The sequence below is a fragment of the Brachyspira innocens ATCC 29796 genome (assembly GCF_000384655.1).
Lineage (GTDB): Bacteria > Spirochaetota > Brachyspiria > Brachyspirales > Brachyspiraceae > Brachyspira > Brachyspira innocens.
Window position 1 is genome coordinate 1 of the sequence record NZ_ARQI01000084.1, and the last position, 23,491, is coordinate 23,491.

At 26.0% G+C, this 23,491-nt stretch carries 20 protein-coding genes; 11 read left to right on the plus strand and 9 right to left on the minus strand.

Features of this window, described 5'->3' with window-relative positions; all coding sequences use genetic code 11:
- Positions 1–356 precede the first annotated feature (356 nt).
- A complete protein-coding gene (locus tag F811_RS0103240) occupies positions 357–1,277 on the minus strand; it encodes a thermonuclease family protein (protein ID WP_020003854.1) in 921 nt (306 codons plus the stop codon).
- The gene (gene thiE, locus F811_RS0103245) at positions 1,241–1,933 is read right to left on the minus strand and encodes a thiamine phosphate synthase (RefSeq protein WP_026364327.1); all 693 of its coding nucleotides are present in this window, start codon (positions 1,931–1,933) and stop codon (positions 1,241–1,243) included. The genes F811_RS0103240 and thiE overlap by 37 nt, the downstream gene beginning before the upstream one ends.
- A 557-nt stretch (positions 1,934–2,490) precedes the next feature.
- Here thiE and F811_RS0103250 point away from each other — a divergent pair.
- Positions 2,491–3,261: an HAD family hydrolase gene (locus F811_RS0103250; RefSeq protein ID WP_020003856.1), complete on the plus strand. Its 771-nt coding sequence runs from the start codon at positions 2,491–2,493 to the stop codon at positions 3,259–3,261.
- Positions 3,262–3,386: 125 nt separating this feature from the next.
- On the opposite strand, the gene galE is transcribed toward F811_RS0103250, so the two are convergent.
- The gene (galE, locus tag F811_RS0103255; protein ID WP_020003857.1) at positions 3,387–4,379 is read right to left on the minus strand and encodes a UDP-glucose 4-epimerase GalE; all 993 of its coding nucleotides are present in this window, start codon (positions 4,377–4,379) and stop codon (positions 3,387–3,389) included.
- A 380-nt stretch (positions 4,380–4,759) separates the two neighbouring features.
- On the opposite strand from galE, the gene pfkB reads away from it, so the two are divergent.
- Together pfkB and F811_RS0103265 are read left to right on the plus strand one after the other, a co-directional pair.
- Positions 4,760–5,686 carry a 1-phosphofructokinase gene (gene pfkB, locus F811_RS0103260; RefSeq protein WP_020003858.1) on the plus strand — a complete coding sequence of 309 codons (927 nt, stop codon included), beginning with the start codon at positions 4,760–4,762 and terminating at the stop codon, positions 5,684–5,686.
- 183 nt (positions 5,687–5,869) lie between these two features.
- Positions 5,870–6,580 carry a hypothetical protein gene (locus tag F811_RS0103265; RefSeq protein WP_020003859.1) on the plus strand — a complete coding sequence of 237 codons (711 nt, stop codon included), beginning with the start codon at positions 5,870–5,872 and terminating at the stop codon, positions 6,578–6,580.
- Positions 6,581–6,684: 104 nt separating this feature from the next.
- Here F811_RS0103265 and F811_RS0103270 read toward each other — a convergent pair whose 3' ends face one another.
- Both F811_RS0103270 and F811_RS0103275 read right to left on the minus strand, forming a co-directional pair.
- The gene (locus F811_RS0103270) at positions 6,685–8,028 is read right to left on the minus strand and encodes a tetratricopeptide repeat protein (protein ID WP_020003860.1); all 1,344 of its coding nucleotides are present in this window, start codon (positions 8,026–8,028) and stop codon (positions 6,685–6,687) included.
- A gap of 22 nt (positions 8,029–8,050) precedes the next feature.
- Positions 8,051–8,335, minus strand: coding sequence for a hypothetical protein (locus F811_RS0103275; RefSeq protein ID WP_020003861.1), 285 nt, complete (start codon positions 8,333–8,335; stop codon positions 8,051–8,053).
- Positions 8,336–8,598: 263 nt separating this feature from the next.
- Here F811_RS0103275 and F811_RS0103280 point away from each other — a divergent pair, with 263 nt between their 5' ends.
- From F811_RS0103280 to lgt, 4 genes are all read left to right on the plus strand, one after another.
- The gene (locus F811_RS0103280) at positions 8,599–9,321 is read left to right on the plus strand and encodes a HEAT repeat domain-containing protein (RefSeq protein WP_020003862.1); all 723 of its coding nucleotides are present in this window, start codon (positions 8,599–8,601) and stop codon (positions 9,319–9,321) included.
- A gap of 64 nt (positions 9,322–9,385) precedes the next feature.
- The gene (locus F811_RS0103285; RefSeq protein WP_020003863.1) at positions 9,386–10,627 is read left to right on the plus strand and encodes an AAA family ATPase; all 1,242 of its coding nucleotides are present in this window, start codon (positions 9,386–9,388) and stop codon (positions 10,625–10,627) included.
- 27 nt (positions 10,628–10,654) lie between these two features.
- Complete coding sequence (locus F811_RS0103290) at positions 10,655–11,215, plus strand: hypothetical protein (protein ID WP_020003864.1); 561 nt, start codon at positions 10,655–10,657, stop codon at positions 11,213–11,215.
- A 117-nt stretch (positions 11,216–11,332) separates the two neighbouring features.
- Positions 11,333–12,271, plus strand: a complete 939-nt coding sequence (lgt, locus tag F811_RS0103295) for a prolipoprotein diacylglyceryl transferase (RefSeq protein WP_020003865.1) — start codon at positions 11,333–11,335, stop codon at positions 12,269–12,271.
- Between the two features lie 90 nt (positions 12,272–12,361).
- Here the strand turns inward: lgt and F811_RS0103300 are convergent, their stop codons facing one another.
- Positions 12,362–14,608, minus strand: coding sequence for a tetratricopeptide repeat protein (locus F811_RS0103300; RefSeq protein WP_020003866.1), 2,247 nt, complete (start codon positions 14,606–14,608; stop codon positions 12,362–12,364).
- Between the two features lie 42 nt (positions 14,609–14,650).
- The gene (locus F811_RS0103305) at positions 14,651–16,228 is read right to left on the minus strand and encodes a tetratricopeptide repeat protein (RefSeq protein WP_020003867.1); all 1,578 of its coding nucleotides are present in this window, start codon (positions 16,226–16,228) and stop codon (positions 14,651–14,653) included.
- Between the two features lie 219 nt (positions 16,229–16,447).
- Between F811_RS0103305 and F811_RS0103310 the strand changes: the two genes are divergently transcribed.
- Positions 16,448–17,758, plus strand: a complete 1,311-nt coding sequence (locus tag F811_RS0103310; protein WP_020003868.1) for an NCS2 family permease — start codon at positions 16,448–16,450, stop codon at positions 17,756–17,758.
- Between the two features lie 238 nt (positions 17,759–17,996).
- Here the strand turns inward: F811_RS0103310 and F811_RS0103315 are convergent, their stop codons facing one another.
- Entirely contained in the window at positions 17,997–18,524 is a 528-nt protein-coding gene (locus F811_RS0103315) for a hypothetical protein (RefSeq protein WP_020003869.1), read from the minus strand.
- A 552-nt stretch (positions 18,525–19,076) separates the two neighbouring features.
- On the opposite strand from F811_RS0103315, the gene mraY reads away from it, so the two are divergent.
- Both mraY and tmk read left to right on the plus strand, forming a co-directional pair.
- Complete coding sequence (gene mraY, locus F811_RS0103320; RefSeq protein ID WP_020003870.1) at positions 19,077–20,225, plus strand: phospho-N-acetylmuramoyl-pentapeptide-transferase; 1,149 nt, start codon at positions 19,077–19,079, stop codon at positions 20,223–20,225.
- Positions 20,226–20,321: 96 nt separating this feature from the next.
- On the plus strand, positions 20,322–20,933 hold the full coding sequence (gene tmk / locus F811_RS0103325) for a dTMP kinase (RefSeq protein WP_020003871.1): 612 nt from the start codon (positions 20,322–20,324) through the stop codon (positions 20,931–20,933).
- Here the strand turns inward: tmk and F811_RS0103330 are convergent.
- On the minus strand, positions 20,902–21,318 hold the full coding sequence (locus F811_RS0103330) for a single-stranded DNA-binding protein (RefSeq protein ID WP_020003872.1): 417 nt from the start codon (positions 21,316–21,318) through the stop codon (positions 20,902–20,904). The genes tmk and F811_RS0103330 overlap by 32 nt on opposite strands.
- A 228-nt stretch (positions 21,319–21,546) precedes the next feature.
- Between F811_RS0103330 and F811_RS0103335 the strand changes: the two genes are divergently transcribed.
- Entirely contained in the window at positions 21,547–23,385 is a 1,839-nt protein-coding gene (locus F811_RS0103335) for a methyl-accepting chemotaxis protein (protein WP_020003873.1), read from the plus strand.
- Positions 23,386–23,491 lie beyond the last annotated feature (106 nt).

Consider the following 23,491-nt stretch of genomic DNA (forward strand, 5'->3'; position numbering starts at 1 on the left):
ACGTAGAATGAAATTTTATATATAAGATAAATAAGGATTTTAAATCAATTTATATTAAAAAAATGCGTTCTGCGTGCGTTTAGGAAAGTTCAAATTTAAATAACGCTTTGGGCGGGTGCACTTTATAAACTTAAGACCTACAAAATTTAATCAAACTAATATAAAAAACAAAGCTTTAAAATCTAAAAGGGCGGGGATTAAAATAAAATTTTGAAAATTATTTTCACTCCCACCCTTTAAATTTTTTGATACTATTTTGTTATTTATGTATAGTTTTTATTTTTTAATTTTAACTGTTACTCTGGCTGCCCACCCAAGTGTGTTTTAAATTGAAAAACCTCATTTAATTATTTATATTATCTGTTTTCAGCTCTGAATCTGGCAGGGTCTGTAAAAGGACGCCTTCCTTGAAATTTTGACAAATAAACAATGTTGCTTGCTATATTGACAAAGCCGTTATCTCCATACTTCATTATAGTTTCTTTTGCCTGCTTATCTTTCATCATGTAATATGCTAAAGGTACATCATCTATAAATAAATGACATAATATACGATCAAAAATATCATAAGAAGATACAAGCATACTCACATTTGAAGCATTGTTAATTTTTTCTATTACATAGTTTTTTACATTAGTTCCATAGTCCTGCTTGAGTTCTGGAGCATCAACTCCTATAAATCTGTAATAATTATTTTTGTATTTTATAGTGTCGCCGTCTGATACTTTTATCAAATCTTTATCTAGAGAAATTAAATATTTGCGGTTAATATTATTAATGTCTATCTCACTAAAATCTTTATTTGTTATAGAAAGAAATAGCTTTGTATTATTACTGTCTTTAAGAGTTAAGTATTCTTCAATATTTATATTATCTATATTTAATACAACCCTGCAGTATTTTATATTGAGAATTTTTAATTTATTAATAATGCCATCATCAGAAGCATAAAACATAATCTTATCTTTAAAAAGTACTGAGTAAATAAAAAGCCTTAAAAATCCAATATATTTTATACTTGGAAAATGCATGCTTATATATTTTTTATCCTGATTAGTGAGGGCATTATAAACATATACTTTATCTCGGTTTTTTATATAATCATAAATAATAGAAGTTTTATTATTTTCTATCATGCTTATTAAAGATTTGCCTTCTATGAATAGATTTCTTGTTTCTTTAAAGTTTAGCAATTGTATAAGAAAATAAAATATCATAATAAAAAAACAAATAAAAACTATTATAATCTTTTCATTTTTTTTATTAAAAGTTCGCATTTAGCTTTTATATCCTCAGAAGATACTATTTCGGTGAGCATACACAAACTCATAGCCTCATGTTCTATAAGAGTATCCATGTTGTTTAACTTTATACCGCCAATGCATACAAAAGGAATATCAAGATTTTTTACTACATAATCAAGATAATCAATACCAGTTGCAGTATTAGCATCTGGCTTTGTCTGCGTAGAAAATATCGGACCTATTCCTATATAGTCGCAAGAAGTATTAACAGCACTTAAAGCTTCATTTTCATTTGTAGTAGAAAGCCCAATAATAAGGTCATCGCCTACAACTTTTCTTACAGCCTCAATAGGCATGTCTTTTTGTCCTATATGCACCCCGTCAGCTTCAACTGCTAAAGCTAAATCAGCATAATCATCTATCAAAAATAATGCTTCGTATTTATTTGTAAGCTCTCTAATCTTTAAGCATTCATTATATTTTTCACGCATATATTTATTAGGATTATCCTTTTCTCTGTACTGAATAATTTTTATACCAGCTTCAAGCATTGATTTAACTACTTCTATATTGCTTCGTCCGTTGGAAAAATCTTCAGCGGTAACACAGTATATAGAACTATTAAAATATTTTTGTTTTAGAAGCTCTCTTTTATCTTTTTTATTTTTTATTGTTTTAAAATCTTTCATAAAACTAATCATTAATTATCTCCGATATTTAGGTATTGATTGTATCAATAGATATATAAATATATTATTATAATATACCTAAACAATTATATTTTGTCAATTTTTATTTTTGAAAATGTAATTATAAGTTATAAATAATATAAAGTATTATTAATAAAAAAGTTTTAAATGTGTGATAGTATCTGTATTTTATTAAAAAATGCAGTCTTTCGATGCTGCGGTCTGTGCGTGTGCGACTTCGTCACCACCAAGTAGGTGCCATTGCCTACGGCACGCAGAGCAGACGGCAAAAGAAGCGGGGGGGTTATAGTGCGACTGTGTGTTTCGCAGGGCAAATCCGCCGTAAACAATAAATTTGAAAATCTAACTTTTGACAAACTTAAAAATTTTTAATATATCATAATATTAAATAATTAATATTTAAAAAAATTAATTGAATATTTTAATATTAATAAATGATAAAAACTATAAAAATAATTGCATAATAGTCAATTTGAATTATAATTGATGCATTAAAAAATTAAATTATTTTAAATAATAAATTAAAGAGAGTTGTTATGAAATTATTTGTTAGCGATTATGATATGACTATATATATACATGAAAAAATAGATAAAACTGTTTTCGATGCCATATCAAAATGGAGAGAGGCTGGAAATATATTTGCTATTGCTACTGGAAGAAATAAATTTTCTATATTTGAGCATATTGACAGACATGGTATTACATTTGATTATCTTATAGCTAATAACGGAGCTTTGATATTCAATGATAAAAGAGAAACTATATTCAAAGATACTATAAATGAAGATACAGCATATAAAGTTATAAGATTTCTTCATAATACTTTCGGAGGTACTGTAGAGATAGCTAATGATGATTATATTATATCTGTAAAATCAAAAGACGGCAACGATATACTTCCTTTTAGAGTAGATAAAAAAATAACTATTGATGAAATAGATACTGTAAAAAATATTATACAGATAAATAAAATGACTTCTGATATTAAAGCTACAGAGAATGTTGCAAATACTATCAATAAAGAATTTTCTTCTTCTCTTATTGCTTATGGTAATATAAGAACTGTTGATATAGTAAAAAATACTGTTAATAAAGCTAATGGTGTAGAGTTTTTATATAATCTTTTGAAAGCTGATAAAGATATTACTAAAATATTTACTGCTGGAGACTCTAATAATGATATAGAGATGATAAAAAAGTATGACGGCTATGTACAGATTAATGCAAGAGAAAATGTAAAAGCTGTAAGTAATAAATATTTTAATTTTATTTCGGATATTATTTATAAAGAATTGGGATTATAAATAGTCTGGTTTAGGATTAGTTTACAGCATTTAATAAACTCATTTTTGATTGTTAATATAAAAATAGGTTCAATAAATACATATTACATTTACTGAACCTATAAATAAATTAAAAAACAGAAATATTATCTGTCATTATAGCCTTTAGGGTGATTTTTATGCCAATTCCAAGCGGTTTGTACTATAGTTTCTAATGAGTCTATAGTAGGAGTCCATCCCAAAACTTCTTTTGCTCTCTTACTGCTTGCAATAAGTTCTGATGAATCTCCTGCTCGTCTAGGGCAAACTTCCGCAGGTATAGGGTGTCCTGTTACTTTTCTAGCTACTTCAATAACTTCTTTTACACTAAATCCGTTTCCATTTCCTAAATTGCATGACACACTTTTTCCGCCGTTTTTTAGATAATTCATAGCGGCAATATGTGCCAAAGCTAAATCGCATACATGTATATAATCTCTTAAACAAGTGCCGTCTCTTGTAGGGTAATCATCACCGAATATTTTTATTGATTCTCTTTTTCCCAAAGGTACTTGAAGTATTAATGGTATTAAATGTGATTCTGGATTATGGTCTTCACCTATATGTCCGTCTGGGTGAGCTCCTGAGGCATTAAAATATCTCAAAGCAACATAGTTAAAATCATATGCTTTTGTATACCAAGAAAGTATTTTTTCTAATGCCAATTTACTGTCTCCGTACGGATTGGTAGGTTCTTTTCTGCAGTCTTCTTCTAAAGGTATTTTTTCTGGCTCTCCGTAAACTGCTGCTGTAGAAGAGAATATGAAGTTTTTTACTTTAGCTTTAAGCATGGCATTAAGAAGGTTTATAGAATTAGATACATTATTCTGATAATATTTAGCAGGATTTTGTACACTTTCTCCTACTTCTATATAGGCACATAAATGCATAACCGAATCTATATTATGGCTTTTAAAAATTTTATCAAGTAAATCACTATCTCCTATATTTCCCTGATAAAAATTCTTACACTCTTTTATAGCTTCTTTATGTCCGTATTCTAATGAATCTACTATAACAGTTTCTATATTCTGTTTTAAAAGTTCACAAACAACATGTGAGCCGATATAACCAGCTCCGCCGCATACTAAAACAGCCATATTTATACTCCAATTTTTATTTATTTTGATATAAGTATAATTCAACTTATAAAAAAGTCAAAGAATTATTTTGTGTTTCAAAACTATTTTTATAATAATTTGGTGGATTGTTTAAATTATATGGGCGATTTATTACATTTACTAATAGCTTCAAGTTCTATATGTTTCTACGGAAGTTTTTTATCAAATACTTAAAATGCTTAATTTTATAAATTTGTTTATTATTTTTTGGTGAAGCTTTCTGTATAAATTTAAAAATATATTTTTTACAAATTATAACTGTTACTATTATATAATAAAATTTCATTTGATTTTTTTTGTTTTTTGTATAATCTATATATTATATGCTATTTATCAAAAATAAAATATAGGAGTTCTTTATGATTTACACTGTAACATTAAATCCTGCTGTGGATTACTATATGGACATGAATAAATTGGAAGAAGGAGAATTAAACAAAGTAAATAATTCATATACTTTGGCTGGCGGAAAGGGAATAAATGTTTCTAAAGTGTTGAAAAATTTTGGAATTGAATCTATGGCTTTAGGTTTTTGCGGAGGGTTTACTGGAGAATATATAAGAGCAGATTTAAATAAATATGGAATTAAAGATAATTTTATTTTACTTGAAGAAGATACTAGAATAAATGTAAAAATAAAAACAGAAAAAAAAGAAACTGAAATAATGGGAAAATCTCCTAAAATACTTAAACAAAATATAGATGCATTACTTTCTATTATTGATAGTATAGAAAATAATGATATATTGGTGCTATCTGGAAGTGTGCCTAGCTCTGTAAAAGAAGATATTTATAAAGATATTATAGACAAAACAAAATCAAAAAATAATGTAAGAGTAATAGTAGATTCTAGAGATAATGCTTTTAAAATAGCGGTAAAAGAAAAGGTTTTTCTTACTAAGCCTAATAAAAAGGAATTATCAGAGTATTTTGGAAAGGATATACGTTCTGTATATGATATAATTGTTTATGCTCAGCAATTAGTAAAAGACGGAAGTGAAAATGTTATAGTATCTTTAGGAAAGGAAGGCTCTATTATAGTTAATAAAGATGAGGCATATATAGGAAATGCTCCTGATGGTGAGCTTGTAAGTTCTGTCGGTGCGGGTGATGCTATGGTAGCAGGTATTGTGTATGGAATAAGCCAAAATTTAAGTATAATTGATGCTTATAAGTATGCTATAGCTTCTGGAACAGCAACTGCTTTTAGCGAAGGTCTTACTACATTTGAAAATATGAATAATTTGCTTGATAAAGTAGAGGTTAAAAAGATTAATTTGAAATAAAAATTATTTATATTTCAGTTTATATTTTTTGAGAAGCAGGGAGCTTATTATAGGCTTTCTGCTCTTTTTATTTTAATATGTAAACTAAAAAGTACAAAAAAAATTATATTATTAATATTTCTTATTGATTTAATAATAAAACAATCTTAATATATAATAAGATTGTAAAGGCGGAGTGATAATATGATAAAAAAAATTATAATAGCTGTTTTAATGGTTATTAACTCTTTTATACTATACGGAGAGTATTATGGTATAAATGAGTGGTATTTGATTGAAAAAACAGATCCTATAACAGATGATAAAGAAATATCTATTTTTATAAAAAAGCAGGAAGAAAACAGCTTGAATTTCAATACTTTGATGATAAAAATTGATAAAAACTCTATTAATATAAACCTATATACTCCTTCTATTATTTTTAAAAAAAGATTTAATGATAAAGATAAAATAACTCTTATATACCGTTTGGATAAAAATGAACCTAGAACAAATACAGTAAATAAATACGGAGAAACAGAATTTTATTCATTATCTGCAAATCAGGAAGTATCTTCTGAAAAGAGTATAATATTATTAAAAGAGCTGTTATCACATAATGTATTAGCTGTAAGGGCTTTTGAAGATATTGACAATGCAAAATATACTTATACTTATGTTTATGATTTAAATAGATTAAAAGAACTTATTTTAACTGCCAATTTTGATGATACTATATTAGAAAATTCAGAAATAGAATCTATTATAGTAAATCAGCAGGATAATTCATCAGAAGAAAAAATTGATGAAAATAATAATAATACTGAAACTAAAGATGAGCCTAAAAAAACAGATAAAACTAATCACAAAGAAAATATTTATTTGATAGATGATATTAAATATGATGTAATATAAAACTTTATTTATTGTTTTTATAAAATTGTCTTTATAAAAGAAAACCCTTTAAGAAAAGTTTTTCTTAAAGGGTTTTTATTATTTGCTTTATTAAAAAATAGTTGTTATCTTAAATTAACAGCATTTCTGTATAAGAAATTTTTTCTGTCATTAGCATATTTAGCTTTAGAAGAAGTAGGATATTCAGCTAAATACTGATTATAAGTTTGATATGCTTTATCAAAATCTCTTGTATTATTATCGCCTTTTTCATATACTTCAGCTAAAAGAAGTATAGCATCTCCGCGTCTTGCAAACTTATTATTTCCTTCTAAAGATTTTTCTAATATAGGAGCAGCATCAGATATTCTTCCTAGTGTTTTTAAACTGTCAGCAATTTCATAAGCAGCATTTCCATACATAGGAGTAGAAGAATATTTATTCATAACATCATTAAAGTAAGCAATAGCCTCATCATGTTTATTTTCTGATTTTTTCACAACACCCATAGAATAAAGAGCAGCTGCTTTTTCATTATTATTAGCATTTTCTAAAGAAGATGCCTGTTTATACATATCAAAAGCATTATTATAGTCTTTATTTTGATTATAAATATCTCCTATTCTAAAATAGCTGTAAACAGAATATTTTGATTTAGGATATTGGCTTATTACATTGCTGTAAGTATTAACTGCATTATTATAATCTTTGATGTTTTTTAAATCTTCTGCAGATTTAAATAAAGCTATAGTTTCTGGATTAGATTCAACAGGTGCTTTAGCCTGAGTATTTTCTTTCATCACAGAAGGTTTTTTTATAACAGATGACTGCTGATTAGTAGAAGCTGTATTGTTTTGATTATTAGCTTCATTAGTCATAGTTGTATTAGTAGATACTTCGTTAGTCATAGCTGTGTTAGTAGACATAGTATTAGTAGATATTTCATTAGTCATATCTGTGTTAGTAGATACACTATTAGTCATAGTTGTATTAGTAGACATCATATCATTAGTTTCGTTATCTGGATCTAATACAGCATTAGTTTCCATAGCAGCTATTCCCTGACTATTAGTTACATTTATAGTATAGAAATATTTTCTTATTATATTTTCTTCATTATCTACTTGGAAATCTAATTTTCCTATTCCAGCAGTTAAAGTTCTGAATGTTAAGAAAGCATTAGTTTTATCTCTTGTAAATCTTACAAAGTCTAAATTAGTAGAGTAGCTTGTTATACGTATATATCTGTCGAAATTTGTAGCATTTAGTTTTATAGAAAAGAGAGTATTTTCTGATAAATCTACAGTTTTTACTAGGTCTTTTTCTAAAGGTCCGCCTTTAACACGGGCTGCAGTTGTTTCATTAGTTACTACTTTATCATCTGGCTGTACAGTGATTGTTTCCTGAGCAAATGCTGCTTGAAAAAGAGTAAACATAAGTAACATACTAGAACATAAAAAAACACGCATAGTCGTCTCCTAAAAGTTAGTATTATTTTTTTCGGCTTTCTGTGTAATTCCTTGAGTATTTAAGCTCATCGAAATCCAAGTTATTTTTTGTAGAAAGCATTTCTCCTTTTAAAATTTTTTCTTCGTCTTCTTTAATAATATTAATAGCCTTTGAATTTTCCTCTTCGGGAGTTAATGGTATAACTTTCGGCTTGGTACAAGAGCCTATTAATATCCCTAATAGTATAGTTAATAATAACCAAATAAAAATAATGACGAAAAATAAAATTTTCTTCGTTTTATAAAAATCTTTTACCTTTTCGAGCATAAGATTAATACCTCTATTAAATTATAGAATATAGCTAAAAATTTGCAATAAATTTCATCAAATTTCAGCTTGTAAAATAGAATTTATTAAAATTTCTTAAAAATATTATAAATTTCGTACCATTTTTATTAATTTTTAGTAAAAAAATCATTCACATTTATATAATATAAAAATATACTGTTTTTTAAAATCATGTAATCGATTAACTAAAATATTTTTTATTTTTCTTGCATATTTATTAAAAATTTAATATCATATTTGACATGAAACATAATTTAAAATCCGATTTGTACAAACTTAAAGACAGAGGGCTTCCATTAGAAGAAGATATTATTTCTCTTAGAGATAAATCATTAGAAGAGCTTATATCTTATTTAAATGATGATGATGCTTCAGTAAGAACATCGGCAGCTATTAATTTAAAATATCATATCAATAAGGCGGCAGACTATTTATTAATGCGTCTATATAAAGAGAGTAGTTTGTACACTAAAATGTCAATATGTGAGACTCTTGCGGCTGGAAATATTGATACTGCAAGAAAGATGACTGAATATCTTGGCAAAATAGAAAGTAAGCAGTATAAAAAATTACCAAAAAAAGTATCATCAAAAAAATCATATCCTATTCCTAGAGATATAATAGCAAGAACTTTAGCAAAGATGAATGCGGATATTTTACCCGTATTAATAGAAGTTTTACAAAGCGATGATTTAATAAAGATTTATGAGGCAGCAGATGCTTTCGGATATATGTGTTTTTACAATGAAACTTTACAAAATGAAAAAAATCTTGAGTATGTAATTAATCTAATAAACAAATATAAAGATGATAAACTCCTTATATGGAAATCTTTAACTTGTTTATCAGCATTTAATTTTTTAAAAAGCAGAGATATATTAAATAGTTTTATCAATAAATATGGTTATGAAGATATTTTATTTTGGGAAGCTATGAGGTCTTTGAATATTTTAAATAGAAAATAAATATTTAAAAAAATCTATTAAATGATATAATAAAAAAACTTTTACTATTTTTTAGGGTATATAAATGAAATTAACTATAAAAAATTTTGCCAGAATAAAAGAAGCAGAAATAAATATAGACGGTATTACTATAATAGCAGGCGAAAATAATACAGGCAAAACCACAGTAGGAAAAGTTTTATTTTCTTGTTTTAATTCATTAAATAATCTCGAAGAATCTATTTCTCTAGATAAAAAAAAATCTATAAATAGAGAAATTTTTATGTTATGCAATCTGTTACTTAATATTGGAAATAGTCAGAATGATGATAAATTAACATTAGATGAAATTAACAATTTTGCTAATACTTTATACTTTAACTATACTAAAAAAAATATATATGATATTCTAATAGATAATTTAAAAGGATATGTAGATTTAAAAGATGAAAATGTTGTTGATTATATAAAAAAAGCTTCTAAAAGAATAGAAGGATATATTAATATTTCGTATGAAAAAATAGGTTATGAGAAAATAGAAGAATATTTTAATGAAATGTTTAATAATCAAATAAACAGCAGAATAGAAAGAAATACTATAGCAGAAATTAATATATTAGATTTATATTTTAAATTTAAAGATGATGAGCGTATAAATACAAGCCTAAGTTATTCTAATAGAAGAAATATATTTTTTGTAGATAATCCTTTTATTTTTGATAGAAAAAATTATTCATATTCTTTGTCTATAGCAGAATCGCATTTAATAAATAATATATTATATTCAGAAAAGCCAAACACATTAGATAAAATTTTAGCTGAAGATAAATTAAAAAATATATATGATAAATTATCAAATGCAGTAAATGGTAAAATTGTAGAAAAAGATAAAGACTTTTATTTGGAAGAAGATTTTTTTTATGAGCCTATATCCGTACATAATTTATCAGCTGGACTGAAATCTTTTGCTATTATAAAAATGCTTTTAGAAAGAAACGCATTAAAAGAAGATGATATATTAATATTAGATGAACCCGAAATACATCTTCACCCTAAATGGCAGCTTTTATATGCTGAAATAATAGTGCTTTTACAAAAAGAGTTTAACATATATATTTTAATAACAACTCATAGCCCTTATTTTTTAGAAGCTATAGAAATGTATTCTAAATCACATGGCATAGAGGAAAAAACTAATTATTATTTGGCAGATATAGAAAATAAGCATTCCGTTTTTAAATTGGTAAATGATAGTATAGAAGATATATACAATATAATGGCTCAGCCTATAGAGAAGCTGGAAGATTTGCAAAATAGTTTTAAATAATAATTTTTTATAAAGTAATTTTTTATTATGAAACAAGATATAATAGATAGTCTGCCTGCTATATTAAAAAATAATATAGATACACTTAAAAATACTTCTTCAGATACTGATAATAATTATTATATGACAGATAGTGAACTAACTGTTATAAATTTTGATAATACCGCAAAGTCTTATAAAGAAGAAAAATACCTGAATTATTTACCAGCTTCTAATGATTGTTTATATATTGCAGATAGCAGCCATTTGTATTTTTTAGAGTTTAAAAACGGAAAAATTGATGAAGATAATATAAAAACAAAAATATATGACAGTTTATTTATATTATCAGATATTAAATATAATGACGGACATAAATATATAAATAGTATAGTAGAGTTTTCAAAATCAAGTATCGAATATATATTGATTTATAATATAAAAAAACATGGAAAATTGAGTTTTAATAATCATTTTCAGCAGAGGGCAAATAAAAAGACTAAATTATATGGCGGTGTGTTAAAATTAAAAGGTTTTTTATTAAAAGATATTAATTTTTATAGTGAAAATGAGTTTAAAAATAAATTTATTAATAAGTTTAATAAATGAGGTTGTTTACACTTGATAGATTAATCATTTCAATGTATTATCCTATATTAAAAAATTACATTAATTATAGATTATAGGTTATTATAAAAAATAATATAATAAAATAAAGGAAAACATATGACTTATCCTGAATTTTTTACTCCGTTCGTATTTCCGCCAAGCATACCTATATTAGGGGCTGTAAGATGGTACGGACTTATGTATATAGTAGGTATTGTAACTTCATGTATAGTTTTATATTTTGTGAAAAAAAGAGGCTGGATAAAATTTAATGCTGATGAAAAAAACGGCGGTATATATGACATGGTATTCTATGCTGCTGTTGGTGCTATAGTAGGGGCTAGAATAGGTTATTTTCTTTTTTACTCGCCAAAGAGTTTTTTAACGCCTTGGGAAATATTAGGTATCAATCTCGATAACGGATTTACTTTTACTGGTTTTGCTGGAATGTCATTTCATGGCGGATTTATAGGTATGTTTATAGCATTATTTATATTCAGCAAAAAATATAAATATGATTTTTATAATATTACAGATAACGGAACTCTTCCTGCAAGTTTATGTTTATTTTTTGGAAGGATTGGCAACTTTATGAATGCCGAACTTTACGGACGAGTTACAGATTCTTTTTTAGGCATGAAATTTCCATTATATGATGCGGTTGGTGGTTATGAAAGATGGGCTTCTATGTTTGAGGCAATAAGACCTTATACTGAACCTAGACACCCTTCGCAGTTATATGAGGCTTTTCTTGAAGGTATTGTTCTTGCTTTTGTTTCTTTTTTAATAGGATATTTAAGTGAGAAAAATAAAAAAATAAGACCTGGTACAAGACTTTGGGTATGGATTTTGCTTTACGGGCTTTTTAGAACTTTAATAGAGCAGTTCGCACGCGATATCACAGAATGGACTATAGGACCAATTACTGCAGGTGCTATTTATTCTGTGCCTATGGTGATAATAGGTGCTGTTATGCTTATATATATTTACACAAGAAAAGATAATACCGCACTTGAAATGAATACAAAAGAATCAAAAAAGAATAAAAAGAAGTAAATTGATTAACAATCAACTTAATAATAAAGCCTAGTATGATAAAAACATATTAGGCTTTTATTATTTAATAAATACTATTTATATTTTCTCCTATTGTTTATACTTCCTATTCCATAATTCAAAAATGTATGCTGTTTCTACCTCTTTTCCTGATTCTATATCTTTTATTTGTTCTTTTGCTTCATTATTATCTTTATCTATTTCTAAAATCCTTTTATATGTTTTTAAAGCATTATCTTTTTGATTTAATTTTATATAAAGCTCTGCAATGGATTCTAAATAAATTATATTATCTTCTTTATCTGGCATATTTTCCTTATATATTTTTATAAGCTTTTCATAAATATGTATGCTTTTATCTGGTTTTGAAACTTTTTGATAGAAAAATGCTAAATATGATAAATCTTTCATATAATAATCTATTTTATTTTTATAATCATCATCTGCAATTGATATTTTTTTATTTTCAAAACTTTTTATATTTTTAAGGCATACTTCTATAGCTTTATTGTATGTTTCTAATGCACTTTCTTTATCATCAATTTTCAAATATAAATCTGCCTGTATTTCCAAAAGCTCATAATCATTTTTATTTCTTGATATTTCTTTATTATACTTTTCTATTAAGTCATTATATATTTCAAATGCTTTTTCTTTATTTCCTATTTTTATATAAATATCTGCTATTTCTTTTAAATATTCTTTTTTGTTTCTCTTATATTCTTTTATAAGTTCTCGGCATTTTTTTATGGCTTTTTCATAATATAAATTTCTATTTTCTATATCATTAAGTTTATCATATAGATAAGCAATATTTTTTAATGTATCAAGTTTACTGCCTATTATATATATGAATAGTTCATCATCAGCTATTTTAAAATATTCTTTATATGCTTCTATAGCATTATTGTATTTTCCAAGCCTTTCATAACATTCTGCTAATTTTTCATGATATTTGCATGGTTTATTTAAAATTTCTATAGCTTTATTATAATAATTAACAGCTTCTTCATAGTTTTTTAATTTTTCATAAATTTCAGCAATATTAACATAATAGTCTGAATTTCCGCTGTCAATTTCTATAGCTTTATTATAATAATTAACAGCTTCTTCATAATTTTCTGCCTCTTCATAAGTACGTGCAATATCAATATAACAATTCAATTCATTATCAGGATACATTTTTATAATCATTTTATATGTATCTATTGCCTTTTTATAATTTTTGCCTTCTCTATATGTTTCAGCTATATTTTTATAATTTTCTATAGATATTTGCTTATATAATTCTATAGCTTTATCATATTCTCCACCGTATCTTCTATAAAGATCTGCAAGCTCTTCACGGCATGCATTTGACTGACAATAATGCCAACTACCATCTATAATATCAGTGTATGCCTGAACTATATCATTATAAGTTTCGCTTCCTTTAAAATTCTCATCACAAAAAGGTATAATCATAAATGGTGTTGATATATCTTTTTCTATACTGTATTTCAAGGCGTACAAAGCATCATCATTTTTACCGAGTTTTTTATATAAATCATACAATGATTTTAATGCCTTTAAACAATCATAAAAATAATCATCTAACTCGCTTCTTATATTTATATCTAATGCCCTTTTATAACTTTTCAAAGCTTCATCATACTGTCCGTTTTTTTCATAGCTTAATCCTAAATAATGCCAATAATCAGACGCTTTATAAAAATCACTAAAACAATCTATTGAATCTTTTATAGCTTTTTTAAAATTTTCTATAGCCTCTTGGCTTTTTCCTAAATATAAATTTATTTTCCCCAATGTATAATAATAATATTCTTTATAGTTATTAATTGTTTCTGTATAATTTATTTCAGCTGCTTTTTTATGAAACTCTATAGCTTTATCATAATCTTTTATAACAAAGAAATGTACTTTTCCAAGTAAATACCAATATTCAGAATCTTTACCGTTTAATTCAATAGCATTTTCTAATAATTCAATAATTTCTTTCTGTATTTTTTTATTATCATCATAATCGCTGTCATAATAATATGATGCTGCTAAATAGTATAAAACTTTATCTTTTTTATAATTAAGATTTAAAAGTTTTTTCAATGTTATTCTTAATTTTTTATATCCATCATTAAAATATGAATCATCATACTGCACTAGAGCTAATAAAAATAATAATTCTTTATTATTAGGATCATTTTTTAAATGCCTCTTTAATATTTCTTGAGCTTCTTTATAGTAAAGTACATCATCATATTCAAGTTCTTCATTATTTATTTTTTTATTTATTAATTCTTTTATTTCTTCTATTGTGTAATTTTTTTTATTGTTTTGCATTTTATTCTCCTATTTTTTCTAAAAAATTAATTTATAACTTTATTACTCATCAAAATTATTTGTATTAATTCCTATGTCTTTTGCTATGTGCAATATTTCTTTTGCCAAATCATCTTTATTTAATTTTTTATAACAGCTGTAAAGTCTATGATAAATGCCTATTTTTTCATCATAAGAATATTTATTTAGAACATCAAAATATATAAATAAAGCTTCTTCATACATTTCTAATTCTTCAAATATTTCTCCAATTTCAATAGAAGTTATCTTATCATTATTATAATGAAATTCATTCATATATATTTTCATATATTTACTTTCAAAAAAATATATATCTTTTTTATTATTATCTTTTTCTCTGTATATGTAATCATTAAAAACTTCTTTTATTTTTTGATATTCTTCTAAATCTTTATAGCTTAATAATGTGTATAATAATTCTTCTTTACTAAGTCTTTCATATTTCCAATCTGTATTATGAAAATTTTCTTTTTCTTCTTCTGTTTTACAGTACTTATACAGATTTTTATAATAAAAGTTTTTATATATTTCCAATCTGTTTTCAAAATTACTTATTAATTTATTGTATATTTTATAAGCCTTTTTATCTTTTCCCTGTTTTTTATAACTTGCTGCAAGATAATATAAAGGAACTCTATAGTCTTTATCTATTTCTAATGCTTCTTTTGCTGCTTCTATTGCTCTGTCATAATCATTAGATAAAAATCTGTATTTTGATAAATAAGACCAGTTTATTTCTTCATCAGGATCAATATTAGCCATTTTTTCTCTCATATATGCTGCTTTGGAATATTTTTTAGAAGCCTCATAAATTTTAGCTAATCTTTCCATATAAGCTAGCATATAAAAATGTTTATCATTATCTTTAGCCAACTTCAGTATTTTTATTGCTTTTTTACTGTATCCTAGAAATAAATATATATCAGCTAATTTATATCCGTAATCGTAATAATCCATATATATATTTTTTCTGCAAATTTTTGCTGCTTCTATTAATTGATTTGTTGAGTATAGATATATATGTAAAAGTGATTTTTCATCATCTAATAATTTATATAACTCTAAAGCATTATCATAACTATGTACTGTTTCATAAATATATGCTAATTGTTCAGTTAAAGATTTTGAATAACAGTTTTTGTAAAAATTTTCAAGCAGATTAATAGCTTCATCATATTTGTTTATCAAACATAGAATATTTGATATTTCTATTGTCATTTTTTCATCGCTGCTTTTTAATTCAATAGCTTTTTGTATAGTTTTATAGGCATTATCTTTATCATCTAATTTAATATAAGTTCTTGCTAAATTAGCAAATACTCTTATATCTTTATCATTAATTTCAAGAGCCTTCAAATATGCTTTTTCAGCTTCTTTAAAATTATTATCATCATTATTCAAGTAATTACCTAATATTTTCCAAGCATTATAATCGTTTTTTTCTATCTCCAAATACTTCTTTAAATATATTTTTGATTTTTTATAATCTTCAATTTGCATATATGATGTGTATAGTGTTTTTAATGCTTCTTTATTTTCTGCTTCATTTGATAATATTTCTTTTGCTTCTTTAATTTTTTCTTTTCTAGTTTTATACATAATCATTAGCTCCTATTAACTCTTTATTTAACTATTTATTAATATTATAAAGTAATGCTATGACAAAAACTGTCATAAAAATTATGATTTTTTTAGTATTATTATTAATCAATTTATTTTCAAAAAATATTGCAAAAATTATAATACTCATATATAGTATAGCTTTCACAATATTAATATGAAATTTTTGTGATAAAAAATAATAAAGGATATATTTTTATGGAAAAGTTTTTTAAGCTGAAAGAACATGGCACAAATGTAAAAACAGAAGTTATAGCAGGCTTTACTACTTTTATGACTATGGCCTATATATTGGCAGTAAACCCTGATATACTTAGTGCTACAGGTATGGATAAAGGGGCTGTTTTTACGGCTACTGTAGTGTCATCTATAATAGCAACATTAATTATGTCTTTGCTTGCTAATTTGCCTTTTGCTTTAGCTCCCGGTATGGGACTTAATGCCTTTTTTGCTTTTACTGTAGTTCTTGGTATGGGCTACAGCTGGCAGACAGCTTTAACTGCAGTATTTATAGAAGGTATTATATTTGTTGTTCTTACTATATTTAATGTAAGAGAGGCTATAGTTAATAGTATACCTGTTAATATGAAAAGAGCTATTTCTGTGGGAATAGGTTTGTTCATTGCTTTTATAGGACTTCAGAATGCTAAAATAATAGTTAATAATGATTCTACTTTGCTTGGACTTGGAAACATTACTTCTGGAAGCGGACTTCTTGCTATATTAGGTATTATTATTACAGCTATTTTGCTTGCCTACAATGTTAAAGGAGCTATTTTATTAGGAATATTTATTACCACTATAATAGGCATTCCTATGGGGCTTACAAAACTTTCTCCAGATGCAAGTTTTATACCTCCTTCATTAGAACCTATAGCTTTTAAACTTGATTTCAGCAATATATTTACTCCTAATATGTTTATAGTGCTGTTTACTTTTCTTTTTGTAGATATGTTTGATACAGTAGGTACATTGGTAGGTGTTTGTACCAAAGCTAATATGCTTACAAGAAACGGAGAAGTACCTAGATGTAAACAGGCTTTATTTGCTGATGCAGTAGGTACTGTTGTAGGTGCATGTCTTGGAACATCTACTGTTACTACTTATGTAGAAAGTGCTTCAGGAGTTGCTGAAGGCGGTAAAACGGGTCTTACTTCTTTGGTAGTTGCTATATTATTTACTGTATCATTATTTTTATCACATTTATTTTTAGCTATACCTTCTGCGGCTACTGCTCCTGCTTTGATAATAGTAGGATTATTTATGATGACTCCTATATTAGAAATAAATTTTGATGATTATACTGAATCAATACCAGCTTTTATATGTATAATATTTATGCCTTTTGCCTACAGTATAGCTGAAGGTATTACTTTTGGGGTATTGTCTTTTACTATATTAAAATTTGTTTCTGGTAAAACTAAAGATATATCTTTATTAACTTGGATATTATCAGCACTTCTTTTAATAAAAATACTAATGCCTGTTATACAAGGTTTTTTAGGTTAAATTGATTTATAGTATTTAATTAAGAGGGGATATGAATAAATATCCTCTCTTTTTTATATATTGATATTATTTAAATATTATAAAAATATAATTGTTTCAGTATATATCTAAACAAATAATATTATTTTAAATCATTGTATAATGAATATAGACATATATATAAAATTGCAACAGGTCTAATTAAAAAAATACTAAGCATACATAATATTGTATACTTAGTAAATAAAATTATAAATAATTATTTTGCAATGATTTCTTTTATCTCTTTGATACTATTGACAAGCCCATTTATAGAAGTATATAATGCTCCATATTTATATTCATTTCTCAAACATATAGTGAAAAAAACTATTAAAGGTTCAATAGTTTGAATGATGCCCATAACAAACTCTTTCCAGTTGAAAACTGGATTAGAAGCTTGCAACTTTAGTGAAACATTATATGGTTTATCAGAATGTCCTATCATATATGGTTTGCTGTCTAAAGTAACATTATCAGCTGTTGTTGATAAATTAATATTACTAAGTAATTGTGTATAATCATCTATTCTATATGGAGGAAATTCTATTCCTTCATATTCATCGTTATTATATGCTTTATTAAATTCATTATTAACACATTTAATTGATTCTTTAAATGATTCAAATACTTTAATTACCATTTTATCGTTTACAAGCTGTTTTTCTATTGCATCGAATGTGGCATAAATAATTCCTGTTATTTGAGTCCAATCCTTACATTTATCTTTTTGACTTTTTTCTTGCATAAGTAAACTCCTTGTTATTATTTGTTTTCATAGATAACTAAAAAACTCCTATTTTGCTATATTATATATAATTTATAATTGTTTTCAACTTTTGGATTATTAATTTACATTAATATTATAACTATTATAATACCATATCTGGTTGTACTCATAATTTACTTTTTCCTCCATTTTTTATGGCATTGTTTTAATTGCTAGGATATTATTTTTAATTATATGTATGATTTAAGTGCAATAGAGTACATATTGTGTTTTTAAATATTTAGGCGGTGAAGTTTTTTTGTAAAGTTATCATAGAACAAAGTAAGTACTGTTGTCTATGTCATTTTTTATCTTCCAAAGGCAGCAATAAAAAATTGATGAACTTAAAAATTGCTTATTATAATCTATATTATAATTTTGAAATTATTTATGTTTTGAATAGTTTTTGTAATGATATTGGTACAAAAATATAAATTAACATAATATTTTTAATTGACAAAACAATTTATATATAATAGTATAGAGAGTAAATGTTTAACTTTTTTTATTATGTAAAGGTTGTTAATAGTCATGTTATACGAAATTTTTTATCCATTAAGAGAATCATTTTTTGGTTTTAATCTATTTAGATATATTACTTTTAGAACAGCAGGTGCAGTTGCAACGGCATTGATATTAGTTCTTTTATTTGCTCCAAACATTATAGAAAAATTAAGAAAACTCCATTTCGGACAGGTTGTAAGAGATGACGGACCTGAAACACATTTGGTAAAAACAGGCACTCCTACTATGGGCGGAATATTTATAGTAGGGAGTATTTTGATTAGCATACTGTTATGGGGAAAGCTCGATAATTTAAAAATAATTCTTCTTTCCTTTTCATTATTTATACTTGCTGTTGCAGGTTTTTTAGATGATTTTTTAAAGATTAAATATAAAAACTCAAAAGGTCTTCCGGGTAAATACAAAATATTTTTCCAAACTTTTGTAGGTATTGTAATAGGAGTTTATTTATATTATTTTGACAAATTAACATTTTTGATGACATTTGAACTTAATCAGGGTATAGGAGTATTAGAGGCAGTAAAGGTAGCACAGGTGCCTTCTTCTACTATATTTATACCATTTGCAAGTACGCTTTATATAGATTTGAAACTTTTATATATACCATTTGCCACATTTGTAGTTGTGAGTATGAGTAATGCTGTTAATCTTACTGATGGGCTTGACGGGCTTGCTATAGGTCTTTTAATCATAATGTCTATGGCGTTGGCAGTACTTTCTTATGTGTCTGGAAATTCACTTATAGCAACATATTTAAAAATACCTTTTATAGCAGATGCAGGAGAGGTTACAGTTTTTGTGGGTGCTTTAATTGGTGCTGGTTTAGGATTTTTATGGTTTAATGCCCACCCTGCTCAGGTATTTATGGGAGATGTAGGAAGTTTATCTTTGGGAGGAGTTTTGGGGATTATAGCATTGTTTATTAAACATGAACTTCTTCTTATTATTATAGGTGTTGTTTATGTGGCAGAAGCATTCAGTGTTGTTTTACAGGTGTTTTCATATAAATTGTTCAAAAAGAGAGTGTTTAAAATGGCTCCTTTGCATCACCATTTTGAGAAATCTGGCTGGAAAGAAACTCAGGTCGTATTTAGATTCTACATTATAGGTATAATAGCGGCAATTATTGGTATAGCAACTTTGAAAATAAGATAATTTTTTATATAATTTTTTATTAATTGTTTCAATAATTGTTATAATATAGGGTAATGTTGTATATTTAAATATAATAATATAATTAAGGAAAGAATTATGGATGGAAAATTAATAGTATTAGAAGGTATAGACGGATCTGGGAAATCTACAAATGGTATGATGCTTACAAATGAATTAAATAATATCGGCATAAAATCTATATATACTTTCGAGCCTACTCATGCATATTTTGGTTCTAAACTTAGAGAGAGTATGCTTTCTAAAGATTTAAAACCCGAAGAAGAATTATCACTATTTATAGCCGACAGAAAAGAGCATATTCAGCATATGATAAAGCCTGCAATTAATGACGGGTATATAGTAGTTTTGGACAGATATATCTATTCTTCTATAGCATATCAAGGTGCAAAAGGCATTGACAGAGAATATATATATAATCTGCATAAGGACTTTATAATAGAGCCAGATTTGGTATTTATATTTCATTTGCCTATAGAAACCGCTTTAAATAGGATTATGGAAAAAAGAGGTTTTGTCGATAGATTTGAAAATGAAAACTATCTTCAGAAAGTTGATGAAATATTTTCTTCTTTTAATGCCTCAAATATATACCATATAAATGCTGATAAAGATGAAGAGACTATAAAAAATGAACTTATACAAATTATAAAAGATTCTAAAATACTTCCTCAAGATTCTCTTCAATAAAATCAGATACTCTTTGATTGTTTGCAGTTTTAGTATATTCGATGTTTCCTACTGTTTTTTTATCAAGATTATTTATTTCTGAAACCAATATATAAAAACTGTTTCTTTTGCTTCCGTCTTTGGCTGTGTATATATTTTGTCTTAATTCTCCGTTAATTAATACATGCTTTCCTTTAAACAAATTTACTGCTGCTTTATCGGCATTATATCCCCAAGCAACTAGGTCAAAATAATATACTTCTTTTTGAAAAGCCCCATTGCTGTAATAACATTTGTTATTTGCTATACTAAATTTGCATAAAGATTTTCCGCTTTTTGTTTTCATGTATGTTGGATCTTTAGTTAATCTTCCTTCTACTATTACTATATTAGTATTTCCAGACATAATCGAACTCCTTAAAATTATTAATTATTATGCTATTAGTTAAACAAATTTTTTTTATAAAATAAGCCTAATATTGATAATTTTTTTCGATTTTTGTAAAAAATACGATATTATTACCCAGTTTAATTATATTTATTTTACAAAAATGTAAATTTGTTTTTGACAGAATGTGAAAATTTAAGTATAATTTATGCAATATATTCGTTTTATTGATGATTGGAGTCTATTATGAAAAGAATACATAGTTTATCTTTCAAAATACCTGCTATAATATCAGTAATATCATTAGTATTTATAGTTATTATTCTTTTAATAGCAGTAAATTTTGCAAATATTGGAATAAGCGAAAGCAGATTTGAGGGTTTTGATAATACTGCACAGGCTTATGCTAAATTATTTGATTCTATACTGATAAATCAAATTTCTCTTGCTGAAACTTATTCAGTAATGCCCGCTGTTATCGATTCTGTAATAAACAGAAATGATGTTTCTTTGAGAAATCTTTTAAATACATTGAAGCAGGTTAATAGTGCTAATGATTATTCTATAAATACAGTTATTTCAGATTTGAATGGTAATGTTATTATGGATGCAGTTGGAAACACAACTGGAAGTATGACTGAGAGAAGACCTACTTTATGGAAGAAATTACAGTCAAACAATGGTAAATTCACTTATGATGATGATTTGGTAGAATCCAAAGATACGGGTGTTCATTCTATAGCCATAGGCGGAGGCATAAAAGATTATGAAGGTAAATTAATAGGTTATGCTTTCGTTATTATAGACTGGAAACTTATATATGATACTTATTTTTCTGATATAGCACTTGGAGAAAGCGGAAGAATATTTGCTGTGGATTCAAGATTAATAGATGTAATGGATACTTTATATGAACAAATAGGAGAAACAGCTAATGATGAGTATAAAAAAGCATTTGAAAGCGGTTTAGAGAATGGAAGATTATCATATTTTTATTCAGGTGCGGAAAGAACAGGATCGTATTGTAAAATGAGAACTATGAATTGGGTTGTAGGTATGAGTATGATTGACAGTGAAATATATGCTGTAAATAAACAATTAATATCAATTAGTTCTATAGTTGCTTTAGCTGCTATTGTATTGTTAACAGTATTTGTATATTTATTTATAAAGAGAATTATGGGACATTTAGGAAGTATTATAAAAGAGGCTAAAGAAATAGAATCAGGAAATTTAACTTACGCAGCTAATGAACATAAAAGAAAAGATGAGCTTGGCATATTATTTGATTCATTTAGAAATATGCGTAAGAAATTGACAGAAATTATTTCACAGGTTCATTCCTCTTCAGAAAAGATTACCTATGCAGCACAGGAGCTTGCCAATGGTAATGCTGATTTATCTAAAAGAACAGAATCTCAGGCAGCAAGTCTTGAGGAAACAGCTTCTTCTATGGAAGAGATGGCCTCTACAATAAAATCATCAACTTCGCATTCTGTAGAAGGTAATAATATGATGAAAGAGTCTATGGATTCTATAAAAAATGCAGGTCTTATAATAGAAGAAACTACTAAAAGTATAGAAGAAGTAAGCGAAGATAGTGAGAAAATAAAAAATATTACAAAAGTTATAGAGGGCATTGCTTTTCAGACAAATATACTTGCACTTAATGCTGCAGTGGAAGCGGCTAGGGCAGGTGATCAGGGTAAAGGTTTTGCTGTAGTAGCAAGCGAGGTAAGAAACTTAGCACAAAACTCTCAGACATCAGCCAAAGATATAACAAATCTTATTAATGTAATTTATGAAAAAATTAGTAAGTCAGCTGAAAAAGCAAAAGAATCTCAGCAGATATTTGAAGACTTGGAGAAAAAATTAGAAGAGACTTCAAATATTATGCGTGATATAAGCGAAACAGCAATAGAGCAGCAGTCTGGAGTAGATCAGGTAAATATAGCAGTATCTCAAATGGATACAGTAACACAGCAGAATGCCGCTTTAGTAGAAGAGTCATCTGCAGCAGCTGAATCATTATTAAATGAAGCTAGAGAGCTTGAAGATGCTATGAGTTTCTTTAAATTAAAATAAAAGATTTAATTAATATAATTACATAAAAATAAAACGTCTGATAATAAAAGTTACCAGACGTTTTATTTTTTTAAACACTAAAAAATACTAAAGGGTAATATCATCA